Origin of the sequence: Paracoccus litorisediminis, assembly GCF_009711205.1 — a bacterium.
GTDB classification, from domain to species: domain Bacteria; phylum Pseudomonadota; class Alphaproteobacteria; order Rhodobacterales; family Rhodobacteraceae; genus Paracoccus; species Paracoccus litorisediminis.
Genome location: NZ_WMIG01000016.1, coordinates 42,734 through 65,987, shown reverse-complemented (window position 1 = coordinate 65,987; position 23,254 = coordinate 42,734). Strand labels below are relative to the sequence as shown.

General features: G+C 61.8%; 26 protein-coding genes. 7 read left to right on the top strand and 19 right to left on the bottom strand.

The window, feature by feature from the left end; genetic code table 11:
• Positions 1 to 42: 42 nt before the first annotated feature.
• Complete coding sequence (gene folK, locus GL300_RS19910) at positions 43 to 636, bottom strand: 2-amino-4-hydroxy-6-hydroxymethyldihydropteridine diphosphokinase (protein ID WP_155041442.1); 594 nt, start codon at positions 634 to 636, stop codon at positions 43 to 45.
• Positions 637 to 649: 13 nt separating this feature from the next.
• Here folK and GL300_RS19905 point away from each other — a divergent pair, with 13 nt between their 5' ends.
• Positions 650 to 1,213 carry an NYN domain-containing protein gene (locus GL300_RS19905; RefSeq protein WP_192337441.1) on the top strand — a complete coding sequence of 188 codons (564 nt, stop codon included), beginning with the start codon at positions 650 to 652 and terminating at the stop codon, positions 1,211 to 1,213.
• Positions 1,214 to 1,300: 87 nt separating this feature from the next.
• The gene (locus tag GL300_RS19900; RefSeq protein WP_170297742.1) at positions 1,301 to 2,272 is read left to right on the top strand and encodes a glycosyltransferase family 8 protein; all 972 of its coding nucleotides are present in this window, start codon (positions 1,301 to 1,303) and stop codon (positions 2,270 to 2,272) included.
• Here GL300_RS19900 and GL300_RS19895 read toward each other — a convergent pair.
• The 3 genes from GL300_RS19895 to GL300_RS19885 form a co-directional block, all read right to left on the bottom strand.
• Positions 2,269 to 3,681, bottom strand: a complete 1,413-nt coding sequence (locus tag GL300_RS19895; protein WP_155041440.1) for a peptidoglycan -binding protein — start codon at positions 3,679 to 3,681, stop codon at positions 2,269 to 2,271. The genes GL300_RS19900 and GL300_RS19895 overlap by 4 nt on opposite strands.
• A complete protein-coding gene (locus GL300_RS27305; protein ID WP_343043130.1) occupies positions 3,671 to 5,326 on the bottom strand; it encodes a hypothetical protein in 1,656 nt (551 codons plus the stop codon). The genes GL300_RS19895 and GL300_RS27305 overlap by 11 nt, the downstream gene beginning before the upstream one ends.
• A gap of 87 nt (positions 5,327 to 5,413) precedes the next feature.
• Positions 5,414 to 5,983 (bottom strand): gamma-glutamylcyclotransferase, encoded by a 570-nt coding sequence (locus GL300_RS19885; RefSeq protein ID WP_155041439.1) that lies wholly within the window; start codon positions 5,981 to 5,983, stop codon positions 5,414 to 5,416.
• Positions 5,984 to 6,071: 88 nt separating this feature from the next.
• On the opposite strand from GL300_RS19885, the gene GL300_RS19880 reads away from it, so the two are divergent.
• Positions 6,072 to 7,088, top strand: coding sequence for a DUF2125 domain-containing protein (locus GL300_RS19880; RefSeq protein ID WP_170297741.1), 1,017 nt, complete (start codon positions 6,072 to 6,074; stop codon positions 7,086 to 7,088).
• On the opposite strand, the gene GL300_RS19875 is transcribed toward GL300_RS19880, so the two are convergent.
• From GL300_RS19875 to yajC, 11 genes are all read right to left on the bottom strand, one after another.
• On the bottom strand, positions 7,085 to 8,020 hold the full coding sequence (locus GL300_RS19875; protein ID WP_155041437.1) for a prephenate/arogenate dehydrogenase family protein: 936 nt from the start codon (positions 8,018 to 8,020) through the stop codon (positions 7,085 to 7,087). The genes GL300_RS19880 and GL300_RS19875 overlap by 4 nt on opposite strands.
• A complete protein-coding gene (hisC, locus tag GL300_RS19870) occupies positions 8,017 to 9,123 on the bottom strand; it encodes a histidinol-phosphate transaminase (RefSeq protein ID WP_155041436.1) in 1,107 nt (368 codons plus the stop codon). Before hisC ends, GL300_RS19875 begins: the two co-directional genes overlap by 4 nt.
• A 140-nt stretch (positions 9,124 to 9,263) precedes the next feature.
• Positions 9,264 to 9,803 (bottom strand): DsbE family thiol:disulfide interchange protein, encoded by a 540-nt coding sequence (locus GL300_RS19865; RefSeq protein WP_343043128.1) that lies wholly within the window; start codon positions 9,801 to 9,803, stop codon positions 9,264 to 9,266.
• The gene (ccmD, locus tag GL300_RS19860; RefSeq protein ID WP_155041434.1) at positions 9,796 to 9,939 is read right to left on the bottom strand and encodes a heme exporter protein CcmD; all 144 of its coding nucleotides are present in this window, start codon (positions 9,937 to 9,939) and stop codon (positions 9,796 to 9,798) included. Before ccmD ends, GL300_RS19865 begins: the two co-directional genes overlap by 8 nt.
• Entirely contained in the window at positions 9,936 to 10,661 is a 726-nt protein-coding gene (locus GL300_RS19855; RefSeq protein ID WP_155041433.1) for a heme ABC transporter permease, read from the bottom strand. The genes ccmD and GL300_RS19855 overlap by 4 nt, the downstream gene beginning before the upstream one ends.
• 51 nt (positions 10,662 to 10,712) lie before the next feature.
• A complete protein-coding gene (gene ccmB, locus GL300_RS19850) occupies positions 10,713 to 11,369 on the bottom strand; it encodes a heme exporter protein CcmB (protein WP_155041432.1) in 657 nt (218 codons plus the stop codon).
• On the bottom strand, positions 11,366 to 11,998 hold the full coding sequence (gene ccmA / locus GL300_RS19845; protein ID WP_155041431.1) for a heme ABC exporter ATP-binding protein CcmA: 633 nt from the start codon (positions 11,996 to 11,998) through the stop codon (positions 11,366 to 11,368). Before ccmA ends, ccmB begins: the two co-directional genes overlap by 4 nt.
• Complete coding sequence (locus tag GL300_RS19840; protein ID WP_155041430.1) at positions 11,995 to 12,351, bottom strand: Mth938-like domain-containing protein; 357 nt, start codon at positions 12,349 to 12,351, stop codon at positions 11,995 to 11,997. The genes ccmA and GL300_RS19840 overlap by 4 nt, the downstream gene beginning before the upstream one ends.
• Positions 12,351 to 13,337, bottom strand: coding sequence for a protein translocase subunit SecF (gene secF / locus GL300_RS19835; RefSeq protein ID WP_155041429.1), 987 nt, complete (start codon positions 13,335 to 13,337; stop codon positions 12,351 to 12,353). The genes GL300_RS19840 and secF overlap by 1 nt, the downstream gene beginning before the upstream one ends.
• Before the next feature lie 12 nt (positions 13,338 to 13,349).
• A complete protein-coding gene (gene secD, locus GL300_RS19830) occupies positions 13,350 to 15,014 on the bottom strand; it encodes a protein translocase subunit SecD (protein ID WP_155041428.1) in 1,665 nt (554 codons plus the stop codon).
• 13 nt (positions 15,015 to 15,027) lie between these two features.
• On the bottom strand, positions 15,028 to 15,357 hold the full coding sequence (gene yajC, locus GL300_RS19825) for a preprotein translocase subunit YajC (RefSeq protein ID WP_155041427.1): 330 nt from the start codon (positions 15,355 to 15,357) through the stop codon (positions 15,028 to 15,030).
• Positions 15,358 to 15,561: 204 nt separating this feature from the next.
• Here yajC and mazG point away from each other — a divergent pair, with 204 nt between their 5' ends.
• The gene (mazG, locus tag GL300_RS19820) at positions 15,562 to 16,401 is read left to right on the top strand and encodes a nucleoside triphosphate pyrophosphohydrolase (RefSeq protein ID WP_155041426.1); all 840 of its coding nucleotides are present in this window, start codon (positions 15,562 to 15,564) and stop codon (positions 16,399 to 16,401) included.
• On the opposite strand, the gene dusA is transcribed toward mazG, so the two are convergent.
• A complete protein-coding gene (gene dusA, locus GL300_RS19815) occupies positions 16,398 to 17,396 on the bottom strand; it encodes a tRNA dihydrouridine(20/20a) synthase DusA (RefSeq protein WP_425495927.1) in 999 nt (332 codons plus the stop codon). The genes mazG and dusA overlap by 4 nt on opposite strands.
• 198 nt (positions 17,397 to 17,594) lie before the next feature.
• Here dusA and GL300_RS19810 point away from each other — a divergent pair, with 198 nt between their 5' ends.
• Positions 17,595 to 18,629, top strand: coding sequence for a tyrosine-type recombinase/integrase (locus GL300_RS19810; RefSeq protein WP_155041424.1), 1,035 nt, complete (start codon positions 17,595 to 17,597; stop codon positions 18,627 to 18,629).
• A gap of 103 nt (positions 18,630 to 18,732) precedes the next feature.
• Here the strand turns inward: GL300_RS19810 and GL300_RS19805 are convergent, their stop codons facing one another.
• Entirely contained in the window at positions 18,733 to 19,017 is a 285-nt protein-coding gene (locus GL300_RS19805; RefSeq protein WP_155041423.1) for a hypothetical protein, read from the bottom strand.
• Between the two features lie 253 nt (positions 19,018 to 19,270).
• Between GL300_RS19805 and GL300_RS19800 the strand changes: the two genes are divergently transcribed.
• Together GL300_RS19800 and GL300_RS19795 are read left to right on the top strand one after the other, a co-directional pair.
• A complete protein-coding gene (locus GL300_RS19800; RefSeq protein ID WP_155041422.1) occupies positions 19,271 to 19,501 on the top strand; it encodes a hypothetical protein in 231 nt (76 codons plus the stop codon).
• A 561-nt stretch (positions 19,502 to 20,062) separates the two neighbouring features.
• Positions 20,063 to 21,799 carry a glycosyltransferase gene (locus tag GL300_RS19795; RefSeq protein ID WP_170297740.1) on the top strand — a complete coding sequence of 579 codons (1,737 nt, stop codon included), beginning with the start codon at positions 20,063 to 20,065 and terminating at the stop codon, positions 21,797 to 21,799.
• 185 nt (positions 21,800 to 21,984) lie between these two features.
• On the opposite strand, the gene GL300_RS19790 is transcribed toward GL300_RS19795, so the two are convergent.
• On the bottom strand, positions 21,985 to 22,509 hold the full coding sequence (locus GL300_RS19790) for a hypothetical protein (RefSeq protein ID WP_155041420.1): 525 nt from the start codon (positions 22,507 to 22,509) through the stop codon (positions 21,985 to 21,987).
• A 2-nt stretch (positions 22,510 to 22,511) separates the two neighbouring features.
• A complete protein-coding gene (locus GL300_RS19785; RefSeq protein ID WP_170297739.1) occupies positions 22,512 to 23,252 on the bottom strand; it encodes a peptidoglycan recognition protein family protein in 741 nt (246 codons plus the stop codon).
• Positions 23,253 to 23,254: the final 2 nt, after the last annotated feature.

Here is a 23,254-nt window from a genome sequence, read left to right as displayed (position 1 = left end):
TGCAGGGCGGAGCAGGATATTTGGCGCTCCGCCGCGGAAATGTCAAGCAGTTACGGGCCGTATACCCATGAGTGCATCCGCTGGCAAGGCCTCCAGCATCTGGGCCACGCTGCGCCCCAGTCGGGGATGACGCCAGCCCGGTGCAACCTCGGCCAAGGGGACCAACACGAAACCGCGATCCTGCATCCGGGGATGGGGCAGGATCAGAGTTTCGGGGGCGATCTCGGGCTGCCTTTCGGATGGCAGATCGCGCCAGGCGTCCTGGATCGCCGCATCGGGCAGGACCAGATCGTCACAGGCGATCAGATCCAGATCCAGACCGCGGGCCTGCCAACGCGGCCCTTGCCTTTCGCGACCAAATCTGGCTTCGATATCATGCAGCTGCGCCAAAATTTCGGCGGGCGGCAACTCTGTGATCAAGGCAATTGCGGCATTCACATAGTCGGGACCGCTTCCGGGCGGAAAGGCTGGTGTCTGCCAGAATCGACTGACTGCCTGCACTCTGGTGCCGGGAAGTGACGACAGATGCCGCAGTGCGGCACGAAGCGTGTCCTCGGGTGCACCTGCCAAACTATGCAGGTTCCCGCCGATAGCCACGAGGGCTAGCTTGATTGAAGGTAAAGAATTCTGAGTCATATCGAGGTTAATCGTGTTTTACAAAGACGACCGGCTAGCTTTGTTCATTGATGGATCGAACCTCTACGCCGCTGCAAAGTCGCTGGGTTTCGACATCGATTACAAACTTCTCCGACAGGAATTTGAGCGGCGTGGCAAGCTCATTCGCGCATATTACTATACTGCGCTTCTGGAAAACGAGGATTACTCGCCCATCCGTCCGCTGGTTGACTGGCTGCATTACAATGGCTTCTCGATGGTGACGAAACCGGCGCGGGAATATACCGACGCGCTTGGCCGCCGTAAGGTCAAGGGCAACATGGATGTCGAGCTGGTGGTCAACGCCATGGAGCTGGCCCCTCGGCTTGACCATGCCGTGCTGTTTTCCGGCGATGGCGATTTCAAGCCGCTGGTCGAATCGCTGCAGCGTCAGGGTGTCCGGGTGTCGGTCGTTTCGACCATGCGCAGCCAGCCGCCGATGATCGCCGACGAACTGCGTCGTCAGGCCGACAATTTCATCGAGCTTGACGCGCTGCGCGAGGTTATCGGACGTCCGCCGCGTGAGCCGCAGGCTGCCACCCCCAGCGCCGAGACCTGAGCCGATTGGACAAGCCGCGGTCGCGATCCTAGAAGGGGGCGGATGCGTTCCATTATAGGATCGCGCCGTGACTCCAATGAGGGACGCATGGGTCTGACCCCGATCTTCAATCCCGGCTTTCAACCGAAATCCGACCTTGCCGTCATCGTGGCCTGCGATGCCAATTATCTGCCCTATGCGGCGGTGCCTGCCCTTGGCATGGCACTGGCCGGTCATGGCCATGACGTGCTGATCGGCGGCCCCGAGCCGGTCGAGATGCCCTCGGCCCTGCTGGATGCCGGGATCGGTCATGTCGCCGCGCGGGACGATGCGCTGCTGGATGCGCTGCCGCTGGATGCGCGGCGGTCGCTGGCCACCTACATGGAACTGTTTCTGGGCAATGCGCTGCGTGATCATTACCGGCGCATCCTCGTGATCGACGCGGATATTCTTTATGAGCGCGGCGACCCTGCCCGGCTGCTGTCAGCCGACATGCTGGGCCACGCGGTAGCGGCCGTCCGCGACAATCGACAATGGCGTACCCCCACGCGCAAGGTGCTGGAATTCAGGAAGCTGGGCGAAGCGGCCCATCCCTATTTCAACGCGGGCGTGGTGATGATCGACACCGAGGCCTTTGCCGCGCAGGACCTGCCCAAACGCGCCGAGGATTTCGCCCGCCGCCATCTGGCCGGTCTGGGTCGGGATCAGGCGCTGATGAACGGTATCCTCAAGGGCGATTGGGCCGAGATCAGCCCGCTTTGGAACTGGCAATTCACCTCGGCCTCGGCGCATCTGACGGCGATGGCGGACCCCTGCCTGATCCATTTCATCGGCACGCGCAAACCTTGGCTGGATCGGTCGCAAGGCATCGTGCCCATGCGCATGCGCGAGGCCTTTGGTCAGGTTCTCAGCCGCCATTTTCCCGATGCCCCGCAGGTCTCCGAGGCCACCCGTCGCCATTGGCCGGGGGCCGATACGCTGCGTTCGGCCCTGTTCCGGCAATGGAAGGCGGCGGGTCCGATGATCCGCTACCTGAACCGTTTTCCCGACCTTTACACGATGGTCGATCCGCGCACTTAACGCTCGGTCAACTTCAGCTCGATCCGGCGGTTCGCGGCGAGCGACGCCGGGTCGGTCCCCGAACTGACAGGACGGGTATCGGCAAAACCCGCCGGCAGCAGACGGCCCGCCGGGAAGCCAAGCTGGTCGACCATATAGCGCACGACCGACAAGGCGCGGGCCTGGCTGAGTTCCCAGTTGTCGCGATAGCGCCCCTGCCCCGACAACGGCTGGCTGTCGGTATGGCCGTCGACACGAATGATCCAGTCGATCTCGCTGGGGATTTCACCCGAGATCTGCTTCAACTGTTCGGTCACGCGGGCGACCTGTGTTTCACCCTCGGGCGACAGCGTCGCCTCGCCCGCCGGAAACAGCACTTCCGATGAAAAGACAAAGCGGTCGCCAACGACACGGACACCCTCGCGCCCGGCCAGAATCTGCGACAGGCGGCCAAAGAACTCCGAGCGGTAGCGGGCAAGATCCTTGGCCTCGGCCTCGGCCTTGCTGCGGGCTTCTTCCTCAAGGCCGCGACGCTTGCGTTCCTCTTCAGCGGCGCGGACCAGAGCAACGTTCAGCTGCTTGCCCAGATCCTCGACCTTCAGATCAATCTCGCGCTTGTCGTCGCTAGCCACTTGCAGCACCGATTGCAGGCTGCCCAACTGGTCGTTCAACTGCGCGACCTGCTGGTTCAGCAGCGCCACGCGGCGCTGATCCTCGGTCGAAAGCGCCTCTTGCGTTGACAACTTCTGCTGCGCCAAAGCCAGCAAACCGGCCTGCTTTTCAGCCTCGCTGGTCTGCGTGCCCAGCTTGTCGCCCAATTCTTTTTTTGCGGCATCGGCAGCGGCAAGAAGGGTCAGGGTTTCCTCGGCCTTCTTGCGGGCCTCATCCAGTGCCAGCGTCGTCGCGGTCAATTCGGTATCGGACTTGTCCAGCCGTTCCTGCAGGGCCTTGGCTGCTGCGGCATCGACCAGCCGGGCGGCCTCTGCATCAGAAAGTTTTTTCTGCGTGTCGCCCAACACCGCCGTGGTGTCGGCATCCTTGCGACGCAAATCGGTCAATAGCGCCTCAAGCGCTTCGCGGCGGGCGGCGGCAAGACGCGCAGCCTCGGTCTGGGCGTCGATTTCGGTGCGAGCCTGTGCGACGGCGGCTTCTGAGGCGCGCAACCTTGTCCGTTCCGAGGCGAGATCGCGGTCCAGCGTTTCCGCCCGATCCTCGGTGCTGGACAGCGCCGTGCTCAGCGCGGCCACCCGATCGCCCAGTTGCTGCAATTCGCTGTCCTGCGAGGTGATGCGTTGGCGCAGCACCGATTGCAGCACCATGAAGATGGTCAGCGCAAAGATCAGCACCAGCAGCAGCGTCGACATGGCGTCAACGAAACCCGGCCAGATATTGGCCGAGAACCGCTCGCTTCCCCTGCGGCTAAGCCCCATCACGCCCCTCCAGCCCGCGGATGGCGCGGGTCAGGGCGGCCATATCCTCACGCAATTCGGCGATCAGCCCATCGCGGCCGCTGGCGGTTTCCTCAAGCAGCCGCCCCAGTTGCACGTCGATCGAGCGCAGGCGCATCCGCGCTTCGGGGTCATCCTGCGGAGCAGGCTTGGTTTCCGCCAGTTCGATCATCCGCGCCTGTCCGTCCGCAAGCCGATTCAGGGCGCGCATCAGGTTGGCATTCTGTGCAGGGTCGCTTTCCGCAACCTGCGCCGGAGCCTGTGCCATCAATGCCAGACGATGCTGCCCTTCGGTAATCCGCGCCAAGGCCTGCGAGAATTCGTCAGGCAACTGCATGACCGGGTTTTGCCGCGCCAATGAGACCATCTCATCCTGCCCTTCGGTCAGGCGCGACAGGCTGCGTTCCAGCGCGGCGCTCATATCGACCAACCGAGAGCCGACCGTCATCGAACTCGTCGAAGCATCGACCAGCCGTTGCTGCTGGTCGGACAGCCGCTCAAGAATTTCGCTTAGCCGCCAATGACTTTCGGTCTGGGCCTGACGTTCCGCGCCCAGTTCGGTTGCCAGCGCGTCGCGGTCCGATCCGATCAGCGCCGTCAGCTTTTCCACCCCGCCCGCCAGCGTCAGTGAGCGCGCGTCGGCGGCGGTTGCCTCTTGGTCGCGCAATTCGTCGCGGGTGACGTAGAAATCCTGCAGATCGGCCAATTGCGTCTGCACACCCACCATGAATTCGGCCAGATGCGCGTCATTCAGGCCGCCCTCGCTGCCCGAAAAACCGATGCGGGTAAAGCTGGACAGCCACTCTTCAAGCTCACGATAGAAACGGTTCTGGCCGTGGCTGGCGAACAGTTCCAGCAGACCAACGACCAGCGACCCGGCCAGACCCAGAAGCGAGCTGGAAAAGGCCGTGGCCATGCCGCCAAGCTGCGTTTCCAGCCCATGCATCAGCTTGTCAAAGACCTCGACCCCCGAATCGCCCTGTTCGGGGGAAAGGGTGCGGATCGTGTCGACAATCGCGGGAACGGTGGTCGCCAAGCCGTAGAACGTCCCCAGAAGACCAAGGAAGATCAGCAGGTTGCCCAGATAGCGCGTGATGTCCCGCGCCTCATCGATACGGGTCGCCACCGATTCCAGGATCGAGCGCGAGGATTCCGTGGTGATCGACGTTCCCACCGGCCCGCGCGAGCCCAGCAGTTGCGCCAAGGGAGCCAGCAGACGCGGCGCGGAATGGGCCGGGGCCTGATCATGTGCGGCATAGCCCAGCTTGCCCGCGGCAAAGCGCTCGATCCAGCTGACCGAGTTGATCAGTTGCGCCACCTGCCAGAAGCAGGTCAGCACGCCAAAGGCAAAAACGAACAGGATCGTGCCGTTCAGCAGCGGGTTCGCGGCAAAGATCGGAAGGATGTTGCCATAGGCGAACCAGCCGCCGATACCGACCAGCGCCAGCACGATCAGCATCAGCACGACCTGTCGCACCGGCTGCGAGAAATGCGGCTCGGCCGCCTGCTGCCCGTCGCGGCGCTGGCGTGTCGCCGTCAGGCGCGCCGCCCGTCCCCCGCGCGCGGGATTGTTGTCACCATCCAGCGGAATTTCCGCGCCAGTTTCGTCACTCTCGGCCTGGGACAAGTCCGCGCCCTCATTATGTCTTTGGGGCAGAGTGTAAAGTCAGTGCGCCGCGATGCAAGCACCAAGGAAACATTTGCGGGCAAAGACTTAATCAGGTTTCGCCGCTTTGCACTGCCGATGCGCAATCATGTCGCGAACGAGTCGCGCCAGTGCATCCATATCGATGTCCTCGACCCCCATTTCGGCCAGATGCGAGGCGGTGTTGAAAAGGTAATCGGAATTGGGACCGCGCCCGCCATGCGCATGGGCAATGATCCGCGCCTGCTCATCCAGCGCAAGGCCGCCCGCATATTGGTCATGATCGCGCCGGATGACATATCCGATGGCCTCGATCCGGCGCCCATCGGACAGCTGCAGCGGCAGGGCGCGCTCCTCATAGGCATTGGTGGTCAGCTCGCGCTCGCGCAGGCCGGCCAAGGTCTCGGGCCAGTCGCGCTCATCGACCCGCAGCGCCAGTCCAAGGCACGATGCATCGTGCTCTTCGTCCAGACCCAGCACCAGCCCCGGCGCATCTACCGTGCCGCGATAAACGACCGAGCGCAGGCAAAAGGTGCGGCGAAACCCCTCAAGGCGCGCGCCGAGCGATTCCGCCACCGGAAAACCGGGGTCCCACATCAGCGAGCCATAGGCAAAGACCCAATGATCGCGTCGTCCCATCAACCACTTCCCAGCGCACTTCCGCTTTTGTCAGACTTAGGACAGGATGGACCTGGTTCCAAGCCGTCCACAAAGGCACGAGGGGAAATTGCGCAAGTTCATCATCTTGGCGACAGTCATCGTGGCGCTTTTCGCCGCCATCTGGAACGGCATCCAGGCCTTCATGGCCCATCAGATCAGTCAGCTTGCCAGCGCCGGAACCGGGTTCACGATGACCGAGGTCCGCGGGCTGCACGATCCCACCCGCATCGGCGTCCGGATAACGGAACCGCGTCTGGACCTGCCCGCCGCCATCGTCGTGATGCCCGAGGCGTCGCTGTCGGTCCCGCCCTTTGCGCCGATGACCGCGCGGCTGGAACTGGCTCCGAAGGCGATGATTGATCTGGGCAGCGGTCCGCATGAACTGGGCCTGACCGATCCGCGTGCCAGCATCCGCTTTCTGGTCCTGTCAGGCTTCGCCCCCGGTCGGGCGGGGATTTCGATCGGGCCGCTGACGCTGGACGAAACCCCGCTGGCGGCCGGGCTTACCGTCCGTGGCCGAATGACTGCTCTTGAATACGATGCGCCGCAAGGATCGCGCACGGCCTATGACATTGACTGGAACCTCAAGGACCTGATCCCCGCTGCCCTGCCACCGTTGCCGGGTCTGGCAGGTACGATCCGCATTGCCGATCCGGTCTCGATCAGGGGCAAGGGGCGGGTCTGGCTGGATGCGATGCCGACCATCAAGGCACTGCAAACGCCGCCGACGCCCTTCCCAACAGGTATCCGCATCGACAATGCCGATCTGCAGGTCAAAGGGCTGACCGCGCGTATGGTGGGCATGCTTAAAGCCGATGCCAACGGCTATGCCAGCGGTGCGATTGCGCTGTATACGACGGATGCGCAGGCCATGCTGCAAACCGCGTCCGAGGCCGGGATGATCCCCCATGCCGCGGTGATGCTGGGCCGGACGATGATCCGCACCGTCTCGGCCCTGCCGATGGAGGGCACGCTTTACCCCGCCCCGCAAGAAGGCGAGCTGCGCCTGCCGCTGACTTTCGCAGATGGCCGGATCAGCCTTGGCCCCATTCCGCTGGGGCCAGCGCCACTGATGCGGCCCTAGCTTTTGGCGTTTTCGCCGCCCGGCTGGCTGCGGCCGAAATCCGGGGCCGAGGTATCCTGCCCGGCCTCGATGATGCCGCGACGGATCGCGCGGGTGCGGGTGAAGTAGTCGAACAGGTGCTGGCCGTCGCCCATGCGGATGGCACGCTGCAGCACGAACAACTCCTCGGTGAAGCGGCCAAGGATATCCAGAACGGCATCCTTGTTCTGCAAAAAGACATCGCGCCACATGGTCGGGTCCGATGCCGCGATCCGGGTGAAATCCCGGAAGCCCGCTGCCGAATATTGCACCACTTCGCTTTCGGTCACGCGCTTGAGGTGATCGGCGACGCCGACCATCGTATAGGCGATCAAATGCGGCGTATGGCTGGTAACGGCCAGAACCAGATCGTGATGCGCGGCGTCCATGCGCTCGGTCTTGGCGCCCATGGCCTGAACCAGAGACTCCAGCCGCGACACGGCCTGCTCATCGGCACCCTCAAGCGGGGTGAACAGCCACCAGCGATTGCGAAACAGCGTGGCGAAGCCAGCGCGCGGGCCGGAATGCTCGGTCCCGGCCAGCGGGTGACCGGGAATGAAATGCACGCCCTCGGGCAGATGCGGCAAGACTTCCGTCACCACCGCCTGCTTGACCGAGCCCACATCCGTCACCGTCACGCCGGGCTTCAACCGCGGCGCGATTTCCTCGGCTACGGCGGCCATCGCACCGACGGGAACTGCCAGCACCACCAGATCCGCACCCTCGACCGCCTCAGCGGCGGTCTCAAAGACCTGATCGACCAGCCCGATTTCCAGCGCTGTCGCGCGCGTATCAGCGCTGCGGGCATGGCCGACGATCTCGCGCGCAAGGCCCTGCTCACGCATGGCCAGCGCCATCGAACCCGCGATCAGCCCCAAACCGATCAGGGCCACGCGGTCGTATAGAAAGCTCATGCCGGCGCCCCCGCGCGTTCGGCCATGAACTGGCCGATGACATGCGCCACCCGCCGGCACGAGGCCTCATCGCCGACGGTGATGCGCAGGCAATTCGGCAAACCGTAACCGGCGACCTGACGCACGATCAGCCCCTGCGCCTTCAACGCCTCGTCACAGGCCAAGGCCGTGTCGACATCGGCAAAGCGTGCCAGGATAAAGTTCGCGCAGGACGTATCCGAGGGCACGCCCTTCTCGGTCAAAGCTTCGGCCAGCCAGGCGCGCATGCGGGCGTTCTCGGTCTGGCAGCGGGTGACATGATCGCGGTCGCGCATCGCGGCCTCGGCAGCGTCCAGCGCCGCCGACGACAGGTTGAACGGTCCGCGAATGCGGTTCAGCACGTCGATGATCTCGCGCGGGCCATAGCCCCAGCCGATCCGCAGGCCGCCCAGACCGTAGATCTTCGAGAATGTCCGGGTCATCACCACGTTGGGCAGCCGCGTCGCCAGCTCGGCACCGCCATCGTAATCCTCGACATATTCGGCATAGGCCGCGTCGATCACCAGAATGGCCTGCGGCACGGCACGGGCCAGCCGCTCCAGCTCGGGCAGGCCGACCATGGTGCCGGTCGGGTTGTTCGGATTGGCGACAAAGATCAGCCGCGTGTTCGGAGTAGCGGCGGCGATCAGCGCATCGACATCGGTAACGCGGTCACGTTCGCGCACGGCGACCGGGGTCGCACCAGCGGCAAGGGCGCTGACGCGATACATCAGGAAACCATGCTCGGTGAACAGCACCTCGCTGCCCTGCCCGGCATAGGCCTGACACAGGAAGTGGATGATCTCATCTGAGCCCACGCCGCAGATGATGCGGTCGGGATCAAGCCCATGGACTTCGCCAATGGCGTTGCGCAGGCTGGCATGATCGGTATTCGGATAGCGATGCAGCGCATGGGCGGCGCGGACAATGGCCTCGCGCGCCTTGTCCGAGGGCCCGAAAGGGTTCTCGTTCGAGGATAGCTTGGTGACGTTTTCCACACCGGCGATCTTGGACGCACCCCCCTGATAAAGAGAGATTTCCATGATTCCGGGTTGCGGGGCGATGCTCGGTTCGTTCTGCGACATGTCTGGCCTCTTGCCTGCCCGGTCGTCTTAGCCGCGCCGGGCAGGCTTGGAAAGATGTCTCGGACCCCCGCGCCAAGTTGCGGGCTTCTCCGTTTCCTAAATACCCCTGCGGCGGTAAAAATCACGCAGTTTGGGGTGGTTCACTGCGCTGCGCGGGCCTTTTCCAGCTCGGGCAGGAAGCGGTTGGTGTAATCCTCGCGGATCAGCGGTCCGACATGGCGGTAAAGGATACGCCCTTCGCCGTCGATGATGAAGGTTTCGGGCGGCGCGGTGACGCCCCAGTCGATGGCGATGCGACCGCGCGGGTCGGTCGCCAGCGCCCGGAAGGGATCGCCATGCTCGGACAGGAAGGCGGTGGCATTGGCCTCGGGGTCCTTCAGGTCGACGCCGTAGACCGGGATGTCCTTGGCAAGCTCCGTCAGCGTCGGATGCTCGGCCCGGCAGGGCGGGCACCAGCTGGCCCAGAAGTTCACGATCTTGATCCCCGGTTCGCGCAGCATCGCGTCGGTCAGCTGGGTCTTGCCCGGCAGGGTCGTGGCACCGACCGCAGGTGCCTCGCGCCCGACCAGCGCCGAGGGCAGCTCATCGGGGTTGTCGCGCTGCATGCCGAACAGGAACAGCACGGCCAGCGCGCCAAAGGCCAAGGGTGGCAGGGCGATCAACGGGGAAAACCTAGCCACGGGATTCATGCTCCTCAAGATCGCGGCGGGCGCGGGCATTGGCGCGCCATGTCTGCAAGATGATGGCGGCCAGCAGGACCAGACTGATCCCATAGGCCGACATCACGGTATTTGCGTATTTGCCAAGCTCGATCATGCGCGGTTCTCTCGGGCCAGAAGGGCGGCAAGGCGACGACGGCGGATTTCGGTCCGCGTGCGGATCAGGACCAGCGCGAGGAACAACAGGAAGAAGCCCAGCATCGAGACGTAAAGCGGGTAGCGATAGACCGCTGACATCCGCTCGCCCGGCGCGACGGACAGCGACGCGCCCTGATGCAGGCCCTGGTTCCAGAAATTCACCGCATAGCGCGACAGCAGCGCAAAGACCGAGCCGACAAGGCACAAAAGCCCGGTCAGGTCGGCGGCACTGTCAGGGTCCTCGATCGCCTCCCACAGCGCCATGTAGCCCAGATAGAACAGGAACAGCACAAGGAAAGAGGTCAGCCGCGGATCCCATTCCCACCATGTCCCCCACATCGGCTGGCCCCAGATCGCGCCGGTGATCAGCGCGATCAGCGTCATGACTGCGCCGACCGGGGCGGCGGCCTTGGCAGCCAGCGCGCTGACATGGTGACGGCGGATCAGCCAGATCAACGAGGCGACCAGCATCATCAGCCATGCATTGATCGCCATCAGCGCGGCGGGCACATGCAGGAACACGATCTTGACCGTTGATCCCTGCCGGTAATCCTCGGGCGTCAGGAACCCCCAGACCAGCCCGCCAACGGTGCAGATGGCTGCCCCCGCCACGATCCATGGCAGGACCACGCCCGAGGCGCGCAAGAACTTGACGGGGTTGGCATATTCCCAGATCGACATGTGTCCTCCCTAGCCTGTCCAGCGGGTCCGCTCAACAGGCCGGTTTCCTCCTCACCTCAGATTGACCCGCAGGGCCGCGGCGGCGGCAAAAGGCACCAGCGCCAGCGTGGCCAGCGTGATACCCGCCAGAAAGACCAACGGGGTCGTCGGGTCCGCGCCCACAGCACCGCGCCGCACCACCTCGGCCCCGAAGATCAGCGTCGGCACATAAAGCGGCAGCACCAGCAACGACAGAAGCAGACCGCCGCGCCGCAGCCCGACGGTGATCGCCGCACCGAATGCCCCCAGCATCGACAGCGCAGGCGTCCCCAGCGCAAGCGACAGGACCAGCAGCGGATAGGCTGCCGTCGGAAGATGCAGCAGCACGCCCAGCAACGGTGCAAAGACGACCAGCGGCAGGCCGGTGGTCAGCCAATGCGCCAAGGCCTTGATCGCGACGGCCCCTTCCAGCGGCAGGGGTGCGGTCGCCAGCAGATCAAGGCTGCCATCCTCGTGGTCCAGCGCGAAAATACGGTCGAGCGACAGCAGGCAGGCCAACAGCGCGCCGACCCACAGGATGCCGGGCGCGATGCGGGACAGTTGCCCGCCCTCGGCACCCACACCAAACGGAACCAGCGTGCACAGGATCAGGAAAAACACCAGCGACAGGCCAAAGCCGCCGCCCGCGCGCACCGCCAGCCGCAGATCGCGCAGCAGCAGCGCCTTCATGCGAAGGCCTCGTTGAATCCTGCGGGGCGGTCCTGCCGCAGGCCCGGTCGGGCGCGGTAAGGCGCAAGATCCAGCACCTGCGCTTCGGGCAATCCCAGATCGATATGGGTGGCGATCAGCGCGGCCCCACCTTGGGCCAGATGATCGCGCAACATGGTCGCGAACAGCGCTACTGAACCTTGGTCCAGCGATACGGTAGGTTCATCCAGCAGCCAGACAGGGCGGCCCGTCACCATCAGACGCGCCAGCCCCAGACGCCGTTTCTGCCCGGCAGACAGAGCATGAGCCGGGCGTGCGGCCAGATCGGTCAGGTTCATCGCTGCCAGCGCCGGGGCAATGTCCGGTCCACCAAAGACCGCCGACCAGAATTCCAGATTTTCGGTCACCGTCAGCGCGGGCTTCAGCCCGTCGGCATGTCCGGCATAGGCGATACTGTCGGACTGACACTCGATCCGGCCCGTGACGGCGGGTTGCAGGCCTGCCAGACAGCGCAGCAGCGTCGTCTTGCCCGCACCATTGGGGCCTCGCAGGACAATCGCCTGTCCGGCCCCAAGTTCAAAATCCAAACCCTCGATCACGCGCAACCCGCCGCGGGCGACGGCCAGTCCACGGACCGAGATCAGGCTCATAGCGGCAGAAGCGCACAGGCCACGCGCCGGCCCTCGGACAGCGTGACGTTGTAGCTGCGGGCAGCCGAAGCCGAACTCATCGGCTCGGGCATGACGCCTGCTTCTTCCAGTGCCGCGGTCAATTCGCGCGGCGGAAAGGCCACGTCGCTACCCATGCCGATGAACAACACGTCGACCGAACCCTTCAGCGCCAGAAGCGGTACCGGATCATCCAGACCGCCCCAGGGTTGCACGCCATCGGGCGTGACCAGGATCGCGCCGCGATGGACCTTGCCGCCGACGCGGAAGAACCCGGGGCCATAGCCGTCAATCGGCACGGCCCCGAGAAATTCGGTGGGTGTCATCACCGACATCAGGGCGCGTCCCGGAAGGCGGCGGGGATCTCGTCCTGCTTTTCCTTCGGATCGGGCTTGGACCAGTCACGCTTCACACCCAGCCACAGCACGATGTTTTTCGCGACATAGATGGTCGAATAGCAGCCGACCAGCACGCCCCACAGCATGGCGATGACGAATTCTCGCACGACATCGCCGCCAAAGATCAGCATGGCGGTCAGCGCGATACCCGTCGTCACCGCCGTCATGATGGTCCGCGACAGGGTCTCGTTGCAGGTCAGGTTCATCACGTCGATCAAGGGCATGGTCTTGTACTTGATCAGGTTCTCGCGAAGGCGGTCGAACACCACGACCGTATCGTTGACCGAGAAGCCCAGCGTGGTGAGCAGCGCCGCGATGGTGGTCAGGTCGAACTTCAGCTGGAACAGCGAGAACAGACCAACGGTCAGCAGCACATCATGCAGGATCGAGACCACGGCCCCGATGGCGAATTGCCATTCGAAGCGCAGCCAGATGTAGAACATGATCGCCAGCGACGCCGCGACCACCGCATAGACCGCGGTCTGGATCAGCTCACCCGAGACCTTCGGGCCGACCGATTCGACCGAGGCAAAGCTGACATTCGGATCGACCGTCTTCAGCGCGGCCTCGACCTGGTTCAGCTGTTCAGGCGTGACCGAGCCGGTTTCCTCGGTCGTGCCGATACGAACCATGGCCACGTGCTTGGTTGCGCCAAAGCTGGGATCGAAGACCTCGGTGATCGAGACGTCGCCCAGGTTCAGGTTGTTCAGCGCCTCCCGATAGTCGCCAACCTCGAAGGCGGTCGTCGTCTCGGTGCGGATGGTGGTGCCGCCCTTGAAGTCGATGCCGAAGTTCAGCCCCATCACCAGCGTGATAACGACCGAGGCGACCATGGCAAAGGCCGAAACCCCAAAGGTCAGCCATTGCCATTGGAAGAAGTTGATATGGGTCTCATCAGGGACCAGTTTCAGACGAAATGCCATTGTGCCGCCCCCTTACAGAACAAGTTGCTTCGGCTTGCGCAGGTCAAGCCAGAACACGATCAGCAGGCGGGTCAGGAAGATCGCCGTGAAGACCGAGGTGACAAGGCCGATGGTCAGCGTGACCGCAAAGCCCTTCACCGGCCCCGAGCCAAGGAAGAACATCACCATGGCCGCGATGAACGAGGTCACGTTGGCGTCGATGATCGCCGACATCGCCTCGTTGAAGCCGTCGTCGATGGCCTTGGCCACGCGCTTGCCGCGACGCAGTTCCTCGCGGATGCGTTCGTAGATGATGACGTTGGCGTCGACCGCGGTACCGACGGTCAGCACGATCCCAGCAATGCCCGGCAGCGTCAGCGTCGCACCCATCATCGACATGATCGACAGGATCAGGATGACGTTCAGGATCACCGCGACCGAGGCGAAGACCCCGAACAGCCCATAGCTTGCGATCATGTAGGCCACGACCGCGCCAGTGGCGATGATCGAGGACAGCCGTCCGGCATCGATCGAATCCTGCCCCAGTTCCGGACCGATGGTCCGTTCCTCAAGGAAGGTCATCTCGGCCGGAAGTGCGCCTGCGCGCAGCAGCACGGCCAGACGGGTCGAACCCTCGACATCCATCGAGCCCGAGATCTGGCCCGAACCGGTGGTGATCGCCTGCCGGATGACCGGTGCCGAAATCACCTGATTGTCCAGAACGATGGCGAAGGGCTGGCCGATATTGGCCGAGGTATAGGCCCCGAAGCGTTTCGCACCAGCCGGACCGAAGCGGAAGTCAACCGAGGGCTGGCCGTTCTGGTCAAAGCTGGGGCGGGCATCGGTCAGATCCTCGCCGGTGACGACGGGATTCTGCTCCAGCGTGTAGTAAATGCCCTGCTCATCCAGCGAGGGCAGAACCACCTGCCCCGCCGCCGGACGTGCATTGGCATCCGTGCCGCGGCTGACGACCGGGTTGAAGGTCAGCTTGGCGGTCGTGCCGATCAGCTGCTTGAGTTCCTCGGCCGAGCCGATCCCCGGAACCTGAATCAGGATGCGGTCCGCGCCCTGACGCATGATCGTGGGTTCGCGCGTGCCGACCTCATCGATACGGCGACGGATGATTTCCAGCGATTGCTGAACGGTGCGGTCGTCGGTCGCGGCCTTTTCGGCATCGGACAGTTGCACCGTCAGGCGGTTGCCGCTGCCCTTGATGTCCAGATCGGTCGAGCCCGCGCCGCTGATCGAGGTGACGGGCGTCGCCATGCCGCGGGCGATTTCCACTGCCTTGGCGATCTGGTCGGCATTGCCGATCTCGATGATCAGCTGGCCGTCGGGCGCGGTGACACGGCGCACGGCGCCGATCGTCTCACGCTGCGCGACCAGAGCGTCGCGCAGTTCCGGCCACAGGCTGTCCATCCGCGCCTTGTAGACATCCGCCACATGGACTTCACCCAGAAGGTGGGCACCCCCACGCAGGTCGAGGCCAAGATTGACCAGTCCCGAGGGCATCCAGTTCGGCCAACCGGCCTTGGCAGCCAGATCCTCGGGCGTCTCGACGCCGGATCTTTCCATGTTGGCAATGGCGTCATTGTGCTGCTCGACCCGGTTATAGAACAGGTTCGGCACAGCATAGAGCAGACCCAGGGCGATCAGCCCCAGGATCAGCACACGTTTCCAGGCGGGGATCTGAAGCATCTGGGCAGGTAACTCAGTTGTTCGCGGCGACCGAAGCGGTCTTGTTCACGACGCCGGTGATGGTCGAGCGCACGACGCGCGACTTGACGCCCGGCGCGATTTCGACTTCCAGCTCGTTGTCGCGCACTGCGGTGACCTTGCCGATCAGACCGCCCTGGGTGATGACTTCGTCGCCCTTTTTGACCGCCTCGACCATGGCGCGATGTTCCTTAAGACGCTTCTGCTGCGGGCGGATCATCAGGAAATACATGATCACGAAGATCAGGATCAGCGGCAGGAAGGACGCGATGCTGGCAGCGCCCGACGGAGCGGCGGCTTGGGCATAGGCGGGGGTCACGAACATGGGTTGATCCCTTTTTCACAGGCGTTCTCCGGGAGGTCCCCCCGGCGGAATTGGCGCGCACCGTAGCCGCGTGGCCGGGGGATGGCAAGAAACCCCGGCATGACATCTGCGCCATCTGTCAGACCGCCCCGGCGTGGACATGACGAGGCACCTGTGGCAGGTCAGAGAAAACCCGGCATTACGCAGGATCAGGAAGGGCCGACCATGGCAGATCAAGCATTGCACCCGGCGCTGGCCGACCGCCCGACACTGGCGGATGAAACCGGAATTCCCCGGCTTCTGGCGATCATGGCGGCGCTGCGCGATCCCCAGACCGGCTGCCCGTGGGACATCGAACAGAATTTCGCGACCATCGCCCCCTATACCATCGAAGAGGCCCATGAAGTCGCCGATGCCATCGCCCGCGAAGCCTGGGACGAGCTGCCCGGAGAGTTGGGCGATCTGCTGCTGCAGGTGGTTTTCCATGCGCAGATGGCAGAGGAAGCCGGGATGTTCGGATTTTCGGACGTGGTGGCCAGCATCTCGGACAAGATGATCGACCGCCATCCGCATATCTTTGGCGACGAATCCCGCGACAAATCTGCCGCCCAACAGATCAAGGATTGGGAGGAGATCAAGGCCCGAGAGCGCGCCGCGAAAGCCGAAAAAGGCGTCTTGGACGGCGTGGCGCTTGGCCTGCCCGCGCTGACCCGCGCGGTCAAGCTGCAGAACCGTGCCGCCCGCGTGGGCTTTGACTGGCCGGGCCCGCAGGACGTTCTGGCCAAGATCCAGGAAGAGGCCACCGAACTGGTCGAGGCGGGCGACAGCATGGACCACGCCCACCAGACCGAGGAATTCGGCGACCTGATGTTCGTCATGGCGAATCTGGCCCGGCATCTGAACATCGACCCCGAAGAGGCCCTGCGGCTGGCCAATGCCAAATTCACCCGTCGCTTCCGCTCGATCGAGGCGGCGCTTGCCGCCGACGGCCGCCGCCCCGAGGACAGCGATCTGGCCGAGATGGACGCGCTTTGGGACGCGGCCAAGGCCGCCGAGCGCGCTTAAGCCGCTTCGGCCCCGGCTGCTACCTCGGCCAGCGCGGCATCATAGACCGCCAGCGCCGAGGCCCGGTCCGTGGCCTTGGACGCGCCCTCGGACAGCAACCTGCGCCAGCCCCGCGCGCCGGGGCGGCCATGGAACATGCCCAGCATGTGGCGCCCGAACTGATGCAGCCTTCCGCCATTCGTTACATGCGCGTCGATCACCGGCCGCATGGCGATGGCTGCGTCGAAGGGATTGGTGAATGTGGGCTCATCGCCCCATAACAGGTCCGCCTGCCCCAGAATGTCCCACGGTTGGTGATAGGCCGCGCGACCGACCATTGCGCCGTCCATGACCTGCAGATGGCCCCGCACCTCATCCATCGAGGCGATGCCGCCATTGATCGACAGATGCAGATCGGGGAACTGCGCCTTCATGCGGTGAACCAGCGGATAGTCCAGCGGCGGGATCTCGCGATTCTCACGCGGGGACAGACCCTGCAGCCATGCCTTGCGGGCGTGGATCGACAGGCGGCGCACACCGCTGTCACGCATCAGCGCGATAAAGGCGGGCAGCACTTCCTCGGGGTTCTGATCGTCGACGCCGATGCGGCATTTCACCGTGATCTCGACCGGGCTGACCTTCTGCATCGCCTGCACGCAATCCGCGACCAGTTGCGGCATGGTCATCAGCACCGCGCCGAAACAACCCGATTGCACGCGGTCGCTGGGACAGCCGACATTCAGGTTGATCTCATCATAACCCCAGTCCGAGGCGATACGCGTGGCCTCGGCCAGCAGAGCCGGTTCGGACCCACCCAGTTGCAGCGCCAAGGGATGCTCGACCGCGTCGTAATCCAACAGCCGCCCCCGCTCACCATGGATGATGGCCTGAGCCGTCACCATCTCGGTATAAAGCAACGCGCGGCGCGACAGCATGCGATGGACCATCCGGCAGTTGCGGTCGGTCCAGTCCATCATCGGTGCGACCGAAAGCAACGCGGCGTTGTTTTCTTTGATTAAATCGATCTTCGCCGCCTGATTAAGCAACTTCCTGAGCCTTCCGTTCTGTCCTGTTTTTGCTGGTTTTAGTGGGTTCATATTTCTGATTTGCTTAGCGTTAGCAAGAATCGAGCGAGGCTTTAGCAAATCGTGGGAACCATAACCGAACGCCGGCTAAAAGACGGCAGTATCGTGTATACCGCACAGGTCCGGATAATGCGAGACGGCAAGAAAGCCTCAGCGTCGTCGTCGTTCGACCGTCGCCCCGCCGCTGAGGCTTGGCTAAAGCGCAAAGCAGCTGAGCTGAAGAAGCCCGGGGGATTTGAGCAGCTATCTCGTATCAAGGGAAATGGTGCCACGCTCGCAGATGCAATAAATGAGTATCTCAAGACGAGCACCAGGAAGATCGGAAAAACAAAGGGGCAAGTTCTTGCCGCGATCAAGAACCACGACATCGCCGCGATGTCATGCGAACAGATAACATCGAAAGACATTGTCGCGTTCGCGCAGTTCCTGAACGCCGGCGGTCGCCAGCCTCAGACCGCGGCCAACTATCTGTCTCACCTGTCAGCTATCTTCGCAATCGCCGCGCCTGCATGGAATATGAAGCTCAACAGCGTTGAGATGGACGCGGCCGTGGCGGTATGCCGACGCCTCGGCCTGACCGCAAAGTCCAAGAAGCGCGAGCGGCGACCGACTATCGACGAGATGGACAGGATCATGGCTTACTTTGAGGAGCAGGCCCGCCGGCGTGGATCCATGCCGATGCACATGATCTGCGCATTCGCCCTTTTCTCCAGCCGCCGCCAAGAGGAAATAACGTCCCTGCGTTGGGAGGATCTCGAACCGGGCCGCGTCTTAGTCCGCGACATGAAGCATCCGGGCGAGAAGGATGGGAACAATATCTGGGTCGATCTACCGCCCGAGGCCGAACGGATCATAGATGCGATGATGACCCGAGACTGCGAGCGCATCTTCCCTTACAATCACCGGTCCATCAGCACCAACTTTACCCGGGCAACCAAGGTCACAGGCATCGCAGATTTGAACTTTCACGACCTGAGGCACGAAGGTGTCTCACGTCAGTTCGAGATGGGTCGAACGATCCCGCAGGCAGCGAGCGTATCGGGTCACAGAAGCTGGCAAAGCTTGCAGCGGTATACGCATTTGAGAACGACCGGCGACAAATGGGCGGGCTGGAGTTGGCTCGATGCAATCACCCGGAAATCAGGCGGCGTTGCTAGGCAATAGCGTCATAATACCCGAGCCAACGCCGATCCTCATCCGCATTACGATCGCAATGCGCTCCAACCCCCTGCAAGCGCATCTGCGGAAACCTCTCTCCTCCCAAAGGTTACTGCGTCGGCATTTTTGTAGGAAATTCTACAACACTGTCGTCCTGTGCACGTCTCAACTCAGATAGCTTCGTTGTCAAAGACATCAGCCTATCGTTTTTGACCAAGAGGAAATTCCCGGAATCGTATACATGGAGGTCGGCGTCACCGCCGATTGAGAAATATCGTTCCTGAACGTCCCCGAAGACTTCTGATCCCAGCTCTTCGACTTCATACCATTCCAAGAGCTGCCAAAGTTTAATCTCCACCCAGCCTTGGCGCACAAGCTGATCAAGGGATGCCATTAATTCTTCAACATGATGTCTTTTCAAAGAAATACCTATAACTCGGGGATCCTAGACGTAGCTACTATCAAGCCGACTGGCGGCACATAGCTTAGCAATAAGCTCCCTTCATTTCACTAGTCAACGCCTCCAACTGAGCTACTCGCCGGAACTCGGACAGGGACGGAAACTACGATCCGACGTGTTCTGGTCCACTAGTACAGGGAGCAGAAATGTTAAAGCTCAGAAACGATGCCGCGACTTCACGGCGAGCATGCCGCTGGAAGCAGTGAAGGGCGTGTACACCGAGCCGGAGCTGGCTGCCGAAGTCGGCGTGTCGATGAACCACCAGTGGAAGAAGTCATTGAATTCCACGGGCCGGAGAGCGCGGGTGAATGCCGTCGGCAACATTTTTTTTGGCTTGACCGCGCAAACCGTGGACGGGCAAGTGGTGAGATATCGGAACGCAATCGGTCCGAGAGACAATGCCGACCGGGATGATTGAGCGGGACCCTCCGACGTTGTCGATCGGGGCTCCGATTCGCTCAGCTCCTCGATCTCGCGCTCCTCCTTCGACCACCAGCCGGCGGGCGAAACAGAGAAGAATATCCTGCAACGTGCTGGCCTGACGCTTACCGAACAAGCCGGAGGCCATCCGTCTCGTGAAGCGGATCGGGACCCGAACTCGAATGACAAGTGCTGCAGAATCGACAACGTCTTCACTGAACGCCTGCGGAGGTCCTTGAAACATTATTGCCTTTCTTCTCGCCACGGAGGCAGGGTCTCAGGCCGCGCGCGCCATCAGTGGGCGGTATCGCTCCGCCGCTCTCTAGCAACGATGGCGCACGCAGCAGCACTCTATAATCACCAGCGGTTCCAAACCGCCGTTGGCAGGCCGCAGCCGTGGTCCTTTCAGACATGCAAAGCGGCCGAACCACCCTTCCGGAATGAAGAGGATCGCAAGCGTACACTTACGGTCAGGGAACCAGATTGCGTCCAGCGAAACGACGCCATAGGATTTGGAATCTATTGCCTAAGCTCAACACGTAATGCGCAGGAAGTCAGGATGAACATCGTTGGCATATGCCGATTCTCCTTGTTGGGAAAGGGTGATTGGAAAGCATTCCAAGGTAAGTCAGAAGAAGAAGCCCAAATTCTTCTGACCGAGCGCGCAGCACATTTATTTTCTCGCGACAGGATGGAGGCCAGACTAAAAACTTTCGAGCTTTTGACTCTAGCATCGCTACGGGCACAAACGGACCAGAACTTCCGCTTCTTGGTCCTTTCCTCTGACCTAATGCCGACAGAATTTAAAGATAGACTTAAAGCGCTATGCGAAAATATTCCGCAGGTTACTTTACGTTTCTTCCCAGTCATATCCGTACATGAAGCGCAACGAATTGTATTTCGCGAACTTAATATAAAGTATTCACAAACTTTACAGTTTCGCTTAGATGATGACGATTGCGTATGCATCGATTTTATTGAAGCAATGCGCGAATTCACCGCAACACGCATGAATGCCGAGGGTGTATTTGTCGCAAGTATTCGCGGAGTCATGTACAGCTCTGTCGGCGGCAAGCAGGACGGTGTATATCACTGGCCAGTTGAATTCATGAGCGCCGGCGCCGCAATTCGACATCCCAGCAAGAGCATTTACGAATTCGGCCACTTTGGCATGGCGACGAGATTCCCAACGGTAGTCATCGAAAACCGGCTTTCTTTGGTGACGCATAACGGGACCAACGATACGCAGTTTACGGCGGCGACTATAAAGCACCGTGGAATGGTTATGATGTCAAGCGAAGAAATTAACCGTTCCATTGAGAAGAACTTCCCTTTTCTAACGGATGAAAGTAGGGAAATAGCTGGCTTGAATAACAAAAATACCGAGAAAAATGCGCTCAATCATGAATCACAAGACCCCCAATGGCTTAATGACCTTCTAACCACTAAAAATCGCCGAGGATTCTTAATCTCTGACGATCTATTCGCACTTCAACACACATACAGAAGTGGAAAAGTTCTGTATGTAAGCTTCGACAATTTAGCAAGTGTCCGGGCGTCAACAAAATATCGCGATCCTTGGGGTTATGCTTTTGCCAAGAAGATGGAATGGTCAAGTTTGGGAGTGCTTTGCTATCGGCCAAACTGGTATCGCATTCCCCGGTTGCATGATGAGTTACATAATCTTGCGGAGCGTGGCTTTTTCAAAAAGTTCAAGCAGGTAATCTTCTCTGGGACATCTATGGGAGCTTATGCAGCCTGTGCTTTCTCATCAATTTCGCCAGGATGCACAGTAATTGCATTCTCACCTCAGGCCACACTAGATCCAGAGAAAATTGATTGGGACAATAGATATCCTTCAGGAACTGCAGCGGACTGGTCAGGATTATTCGCTGATGCGGGGTCAGAACTACGAAGTGCTAAGCATGCTTGGATTGTTTTTGACCCACTTCTCGAGGAGGATCGACGCCACGCGGGGTTACTGGAAGGGTCAAATGTGACCTTATTAAAAGCAAGATATTCAGGGCACTTTACTGCACAATATATGCGACAGGTGGGAATTTTGTCAGGTTTTGTAAAAAGTTGTGCAACGGGAGATATGTCGGTCGCTAAATTTTATTCTCAATACCGTACAGCTCGCCAGTACCGGCGATACTTAGATGGCTTAGTCCACAAGCTGACACAACATCCGAGCCATACGCTGAGAGAGCGCGCAATATCTGCTTTGCGAACAGCTAATAGACCGGCGCTCGCGAATGATCTCGCTCGGACCTTACTTCCACCGGACCGAGTGTAGCGTAGCAAGTGGCGGAAGGGGGGCGTCTATACTCAAGCTCGAGGATGCTATTGCAGTATCCTTTTTCGCTTTCGTGAGCTGAAGGTGAGGCCCCCAAAAACCTCCCTCACGTCCAAACCTCTGACGCCACGTGCGGAACGATAGTTTCAGTTCATATCATACTGCGGCAACCTCAGGTCACAAAACTAAAATGCGCGATCTTTCATCGTGTTGGCCAACTCCAAGCCATTTTTTGTTGCTTGGAACTTGACCTGCTCGAGCTTTGCCTCGGCCAAGTTGGTCAGAGTTCCGGCATCGAGGTCGAAGTGCCTGACGGCATCCGGTGCACCGACATCGCGCACATGATCAAGAATGATCTGGATCGCCGCCGAACCGGTCAGCTGACGGGCCAGTGCCAGCCGCGCGCCGGTCAGCAATGCGGATTGCAGCCCTTCGCGATAATTGGCCTCGATCTCGATCCCCCATTTCTCACGCGCCTTCTTGGTCCCCCAGGCGATGATGGCAGCGATCACCAGCCCGATCATTTCGAGCAGGCCGGGTGTTGCCGCCGTCAGGAAAGTGTCCAGCGTCGCGGCCGAGGCCCGCAAGGGCATCGCCACCACGGCGAGTATCATCATGGCCAGCGGCCACACGCGAGGCGCGCGGATGGTCCACAGCAAAAGCGCGATAGCCGCAAGGGCCACAAGGGCCAGCAAGAAGAAAAGCATCATGATCAGTTTCCTTTCAGAAGCAGGGCGGCCCAGGTCGCCGCATCGATGTTGCCGGTCTCGCGCAATCTGGAGGCGCGCTGGAATGCGACCGCGGCGGCGCGAGTCTTCGGGCCGAAATCGCCGTCGATCTGTCCGAGGTTGAAGCCCTTGGCGGTCAGCAAGGCTTGGGCCCGGCGCACCGGCTCGCCCACGTCACCGCGCTGCAGGGTCGGCGGAACGTCTGGCACCGGGCTCAGTGGTCCAGAGGGGATGACCACCCCCATCGCCTCGCGGATCCGGGCCCGGATGATGTCGCCGACCTCGACGGGATTGCCGGGCTTGGTCATGCCGGGCAGCCAGGCGATGTCCCACTTGCCCCGCTGCGCGATCTTCAGCGTCGGCTGGACCTCGGCATGTGAAATCACAGTCTCGCGCTTGACCGGGATCTGGTAACGGCGGCACAGCCCGGCGCAGAGCTGGACCAGCGCCGCCACCTGCACCTCGGTGATCGGCCACGGCCCCGCCGTGAAGGGCCTATCGTCCGCACGGGCCATACCCGCCAGCGCGATCCCGATCGAGCCGGTGTTGCAATTGAGGGTGTGCGCCGCATAGTGCCCCGACACCAACGGACCGAGATTGTCCTCGGGGGCGTGGTCGCCTTCGACGACAATGCCGGAGCCGTCGATGACATAGTGATAGTGCTGGCGGTCCAGTGCCGACACGGCATGCGTGCCGGCGGACCAGTGCATGATGATCCGATCCATTC

Coding starts and splice junctions, on each gene's coding strand:
- folK (WP_155041442.1), bottom strand. CDS start 636: ATGACTCAGAATTCTTTACCTTCAATCAAGCTAGCCCTCGTGGCTATC.
- GL300_RS19900 (WP_170297742.1), top strand. CDS start 1,301: ATGGGTCTGACCCCGATCTTCAATCCCGGCTTTCAACCGAAATCCGAC.
- GL300_RS19895 (WP_155041440.1), bottom strand. CDS start 3,681: ATGGGGCTTAGCCGCAGGGGAAGCGAGCGGTTCTCGGCCAATATCTGG.
- GL300_RS19885 (WP_155041439.1), bottom strand. CDS start 5,983: ATGGGACGACGCGATCATTGGGTCTTTGCCTATGGCTCGCTGATGTGG.
- GL300_RS19875 (WP_155041437.1), bottom strand. CDS start 8,020: ATGAGCTTTCTATACGACCGCGTGGCCCTGATCGGTTTGGGGCTGATC.
- hisC (WP_155041436.1), bottom strand. CDS start 9,123: ATGTCGCAGAACGAACCGAGCATCGCCCCGCAACCCGGAATCATGGAA.
- ccmD (WP_155041434.1), bottom strand. CDS start 9,939: ATGATCGAGCTTGGCAAATACGCAAATACCGTGATGTCGGCCTATGGG.
- GL300_RS19855 (WP_155041433.1), bottom strand. CDS start 10,661: ATGTCGATCTGGGAATATGCCAACCCCGTCAAGTTCTTGCGCGCCTCG.
- ccmB (WP_155041432.1), bottom strand. CDS start 11,369: ATGAAGGCGCTGCTGCTGCGCGATCTGCGGCTGGCGGTGCGCGCGGGC.
- ccmA (WP_155041431.1), bottom strand. CDS start 11,998: ATGAGCCTGATCTCGGTCCGTGGACTGGCCGTCGCCCGCGGCGGGTTG.
- GL300_RS19840 (WP_155041430.1), bottom strand. CDS start 12,351: ATGTCGGTGATGACACCCACCGAATTTCTCGGGGCCGTGCCGATTGAC.
- secF (WP_155041429.1), bottom strand. CDS start 13,337: ATGGCATTTCGTCTGAAACTGGTCCCTGATGAGACCCATATCAACTTC.
- secD (WP_155041428.1), bottom strand. CDS start 15,014: ATGCTTCAGATCCCCGCCTGGAAACGTGTGCTGATCCTGGGGCTGATC.
- yajC (WP_155041427.1), bottom strand. CDS start 15,357: ATGTTCGTGACCCCCGCCTATGCCCAAGCCGCCGCTCCGTCGGGCGCT.
- mazG (WP_155041426.1), top strand. CDS start 15,562: ATGGCAGATCAAGCATTGCACCCGGCGCTGGCCGACCGCCCGACACTG.
- GL300_RS19810 (WP_155041424.1), top strand. CDS start 17,595: ATGCGAGACGGCAAGAAAGCCTCAGCGTCGTCGTCGTTCGACCGTCGC.
- GL300_RS19805 (WP_155041423.1), bottom strand. CDS start 19,017: ATGGCATCCCTTGATCAGCTTGTGCGCCAAGGCTGGGTGGAGATTAAA.
- GL300_RS19800 (WP_155041422.1), top strand. CDS start 19,271: ATGCCGCTGGAAGCAGTGAAGGGCGTGTACACCGAGCCGGAGCTGGCT.
- GL300_RS19795 (WP_170297740.1), top strand. CDS start 20,063: ATGAACATCGTTGGCATATGCCGATTCTCCTTGTTGGGAAAGGGTGAT.
- GL300_RS19790 (WP_155041420.1), bottom strand. CDS start 22,509: ATGATGCTTTTCTTCTTGCTGGCCCTTGTGGCCCTTGCGGCTATCGCG.
- GL300_RS19785 (WP_170297739.1), bottom strand. CDS start 23,252: ATGGATCGGATCATCATGCACTGGTCCGCCGGCACGCATGCCGTGTCG.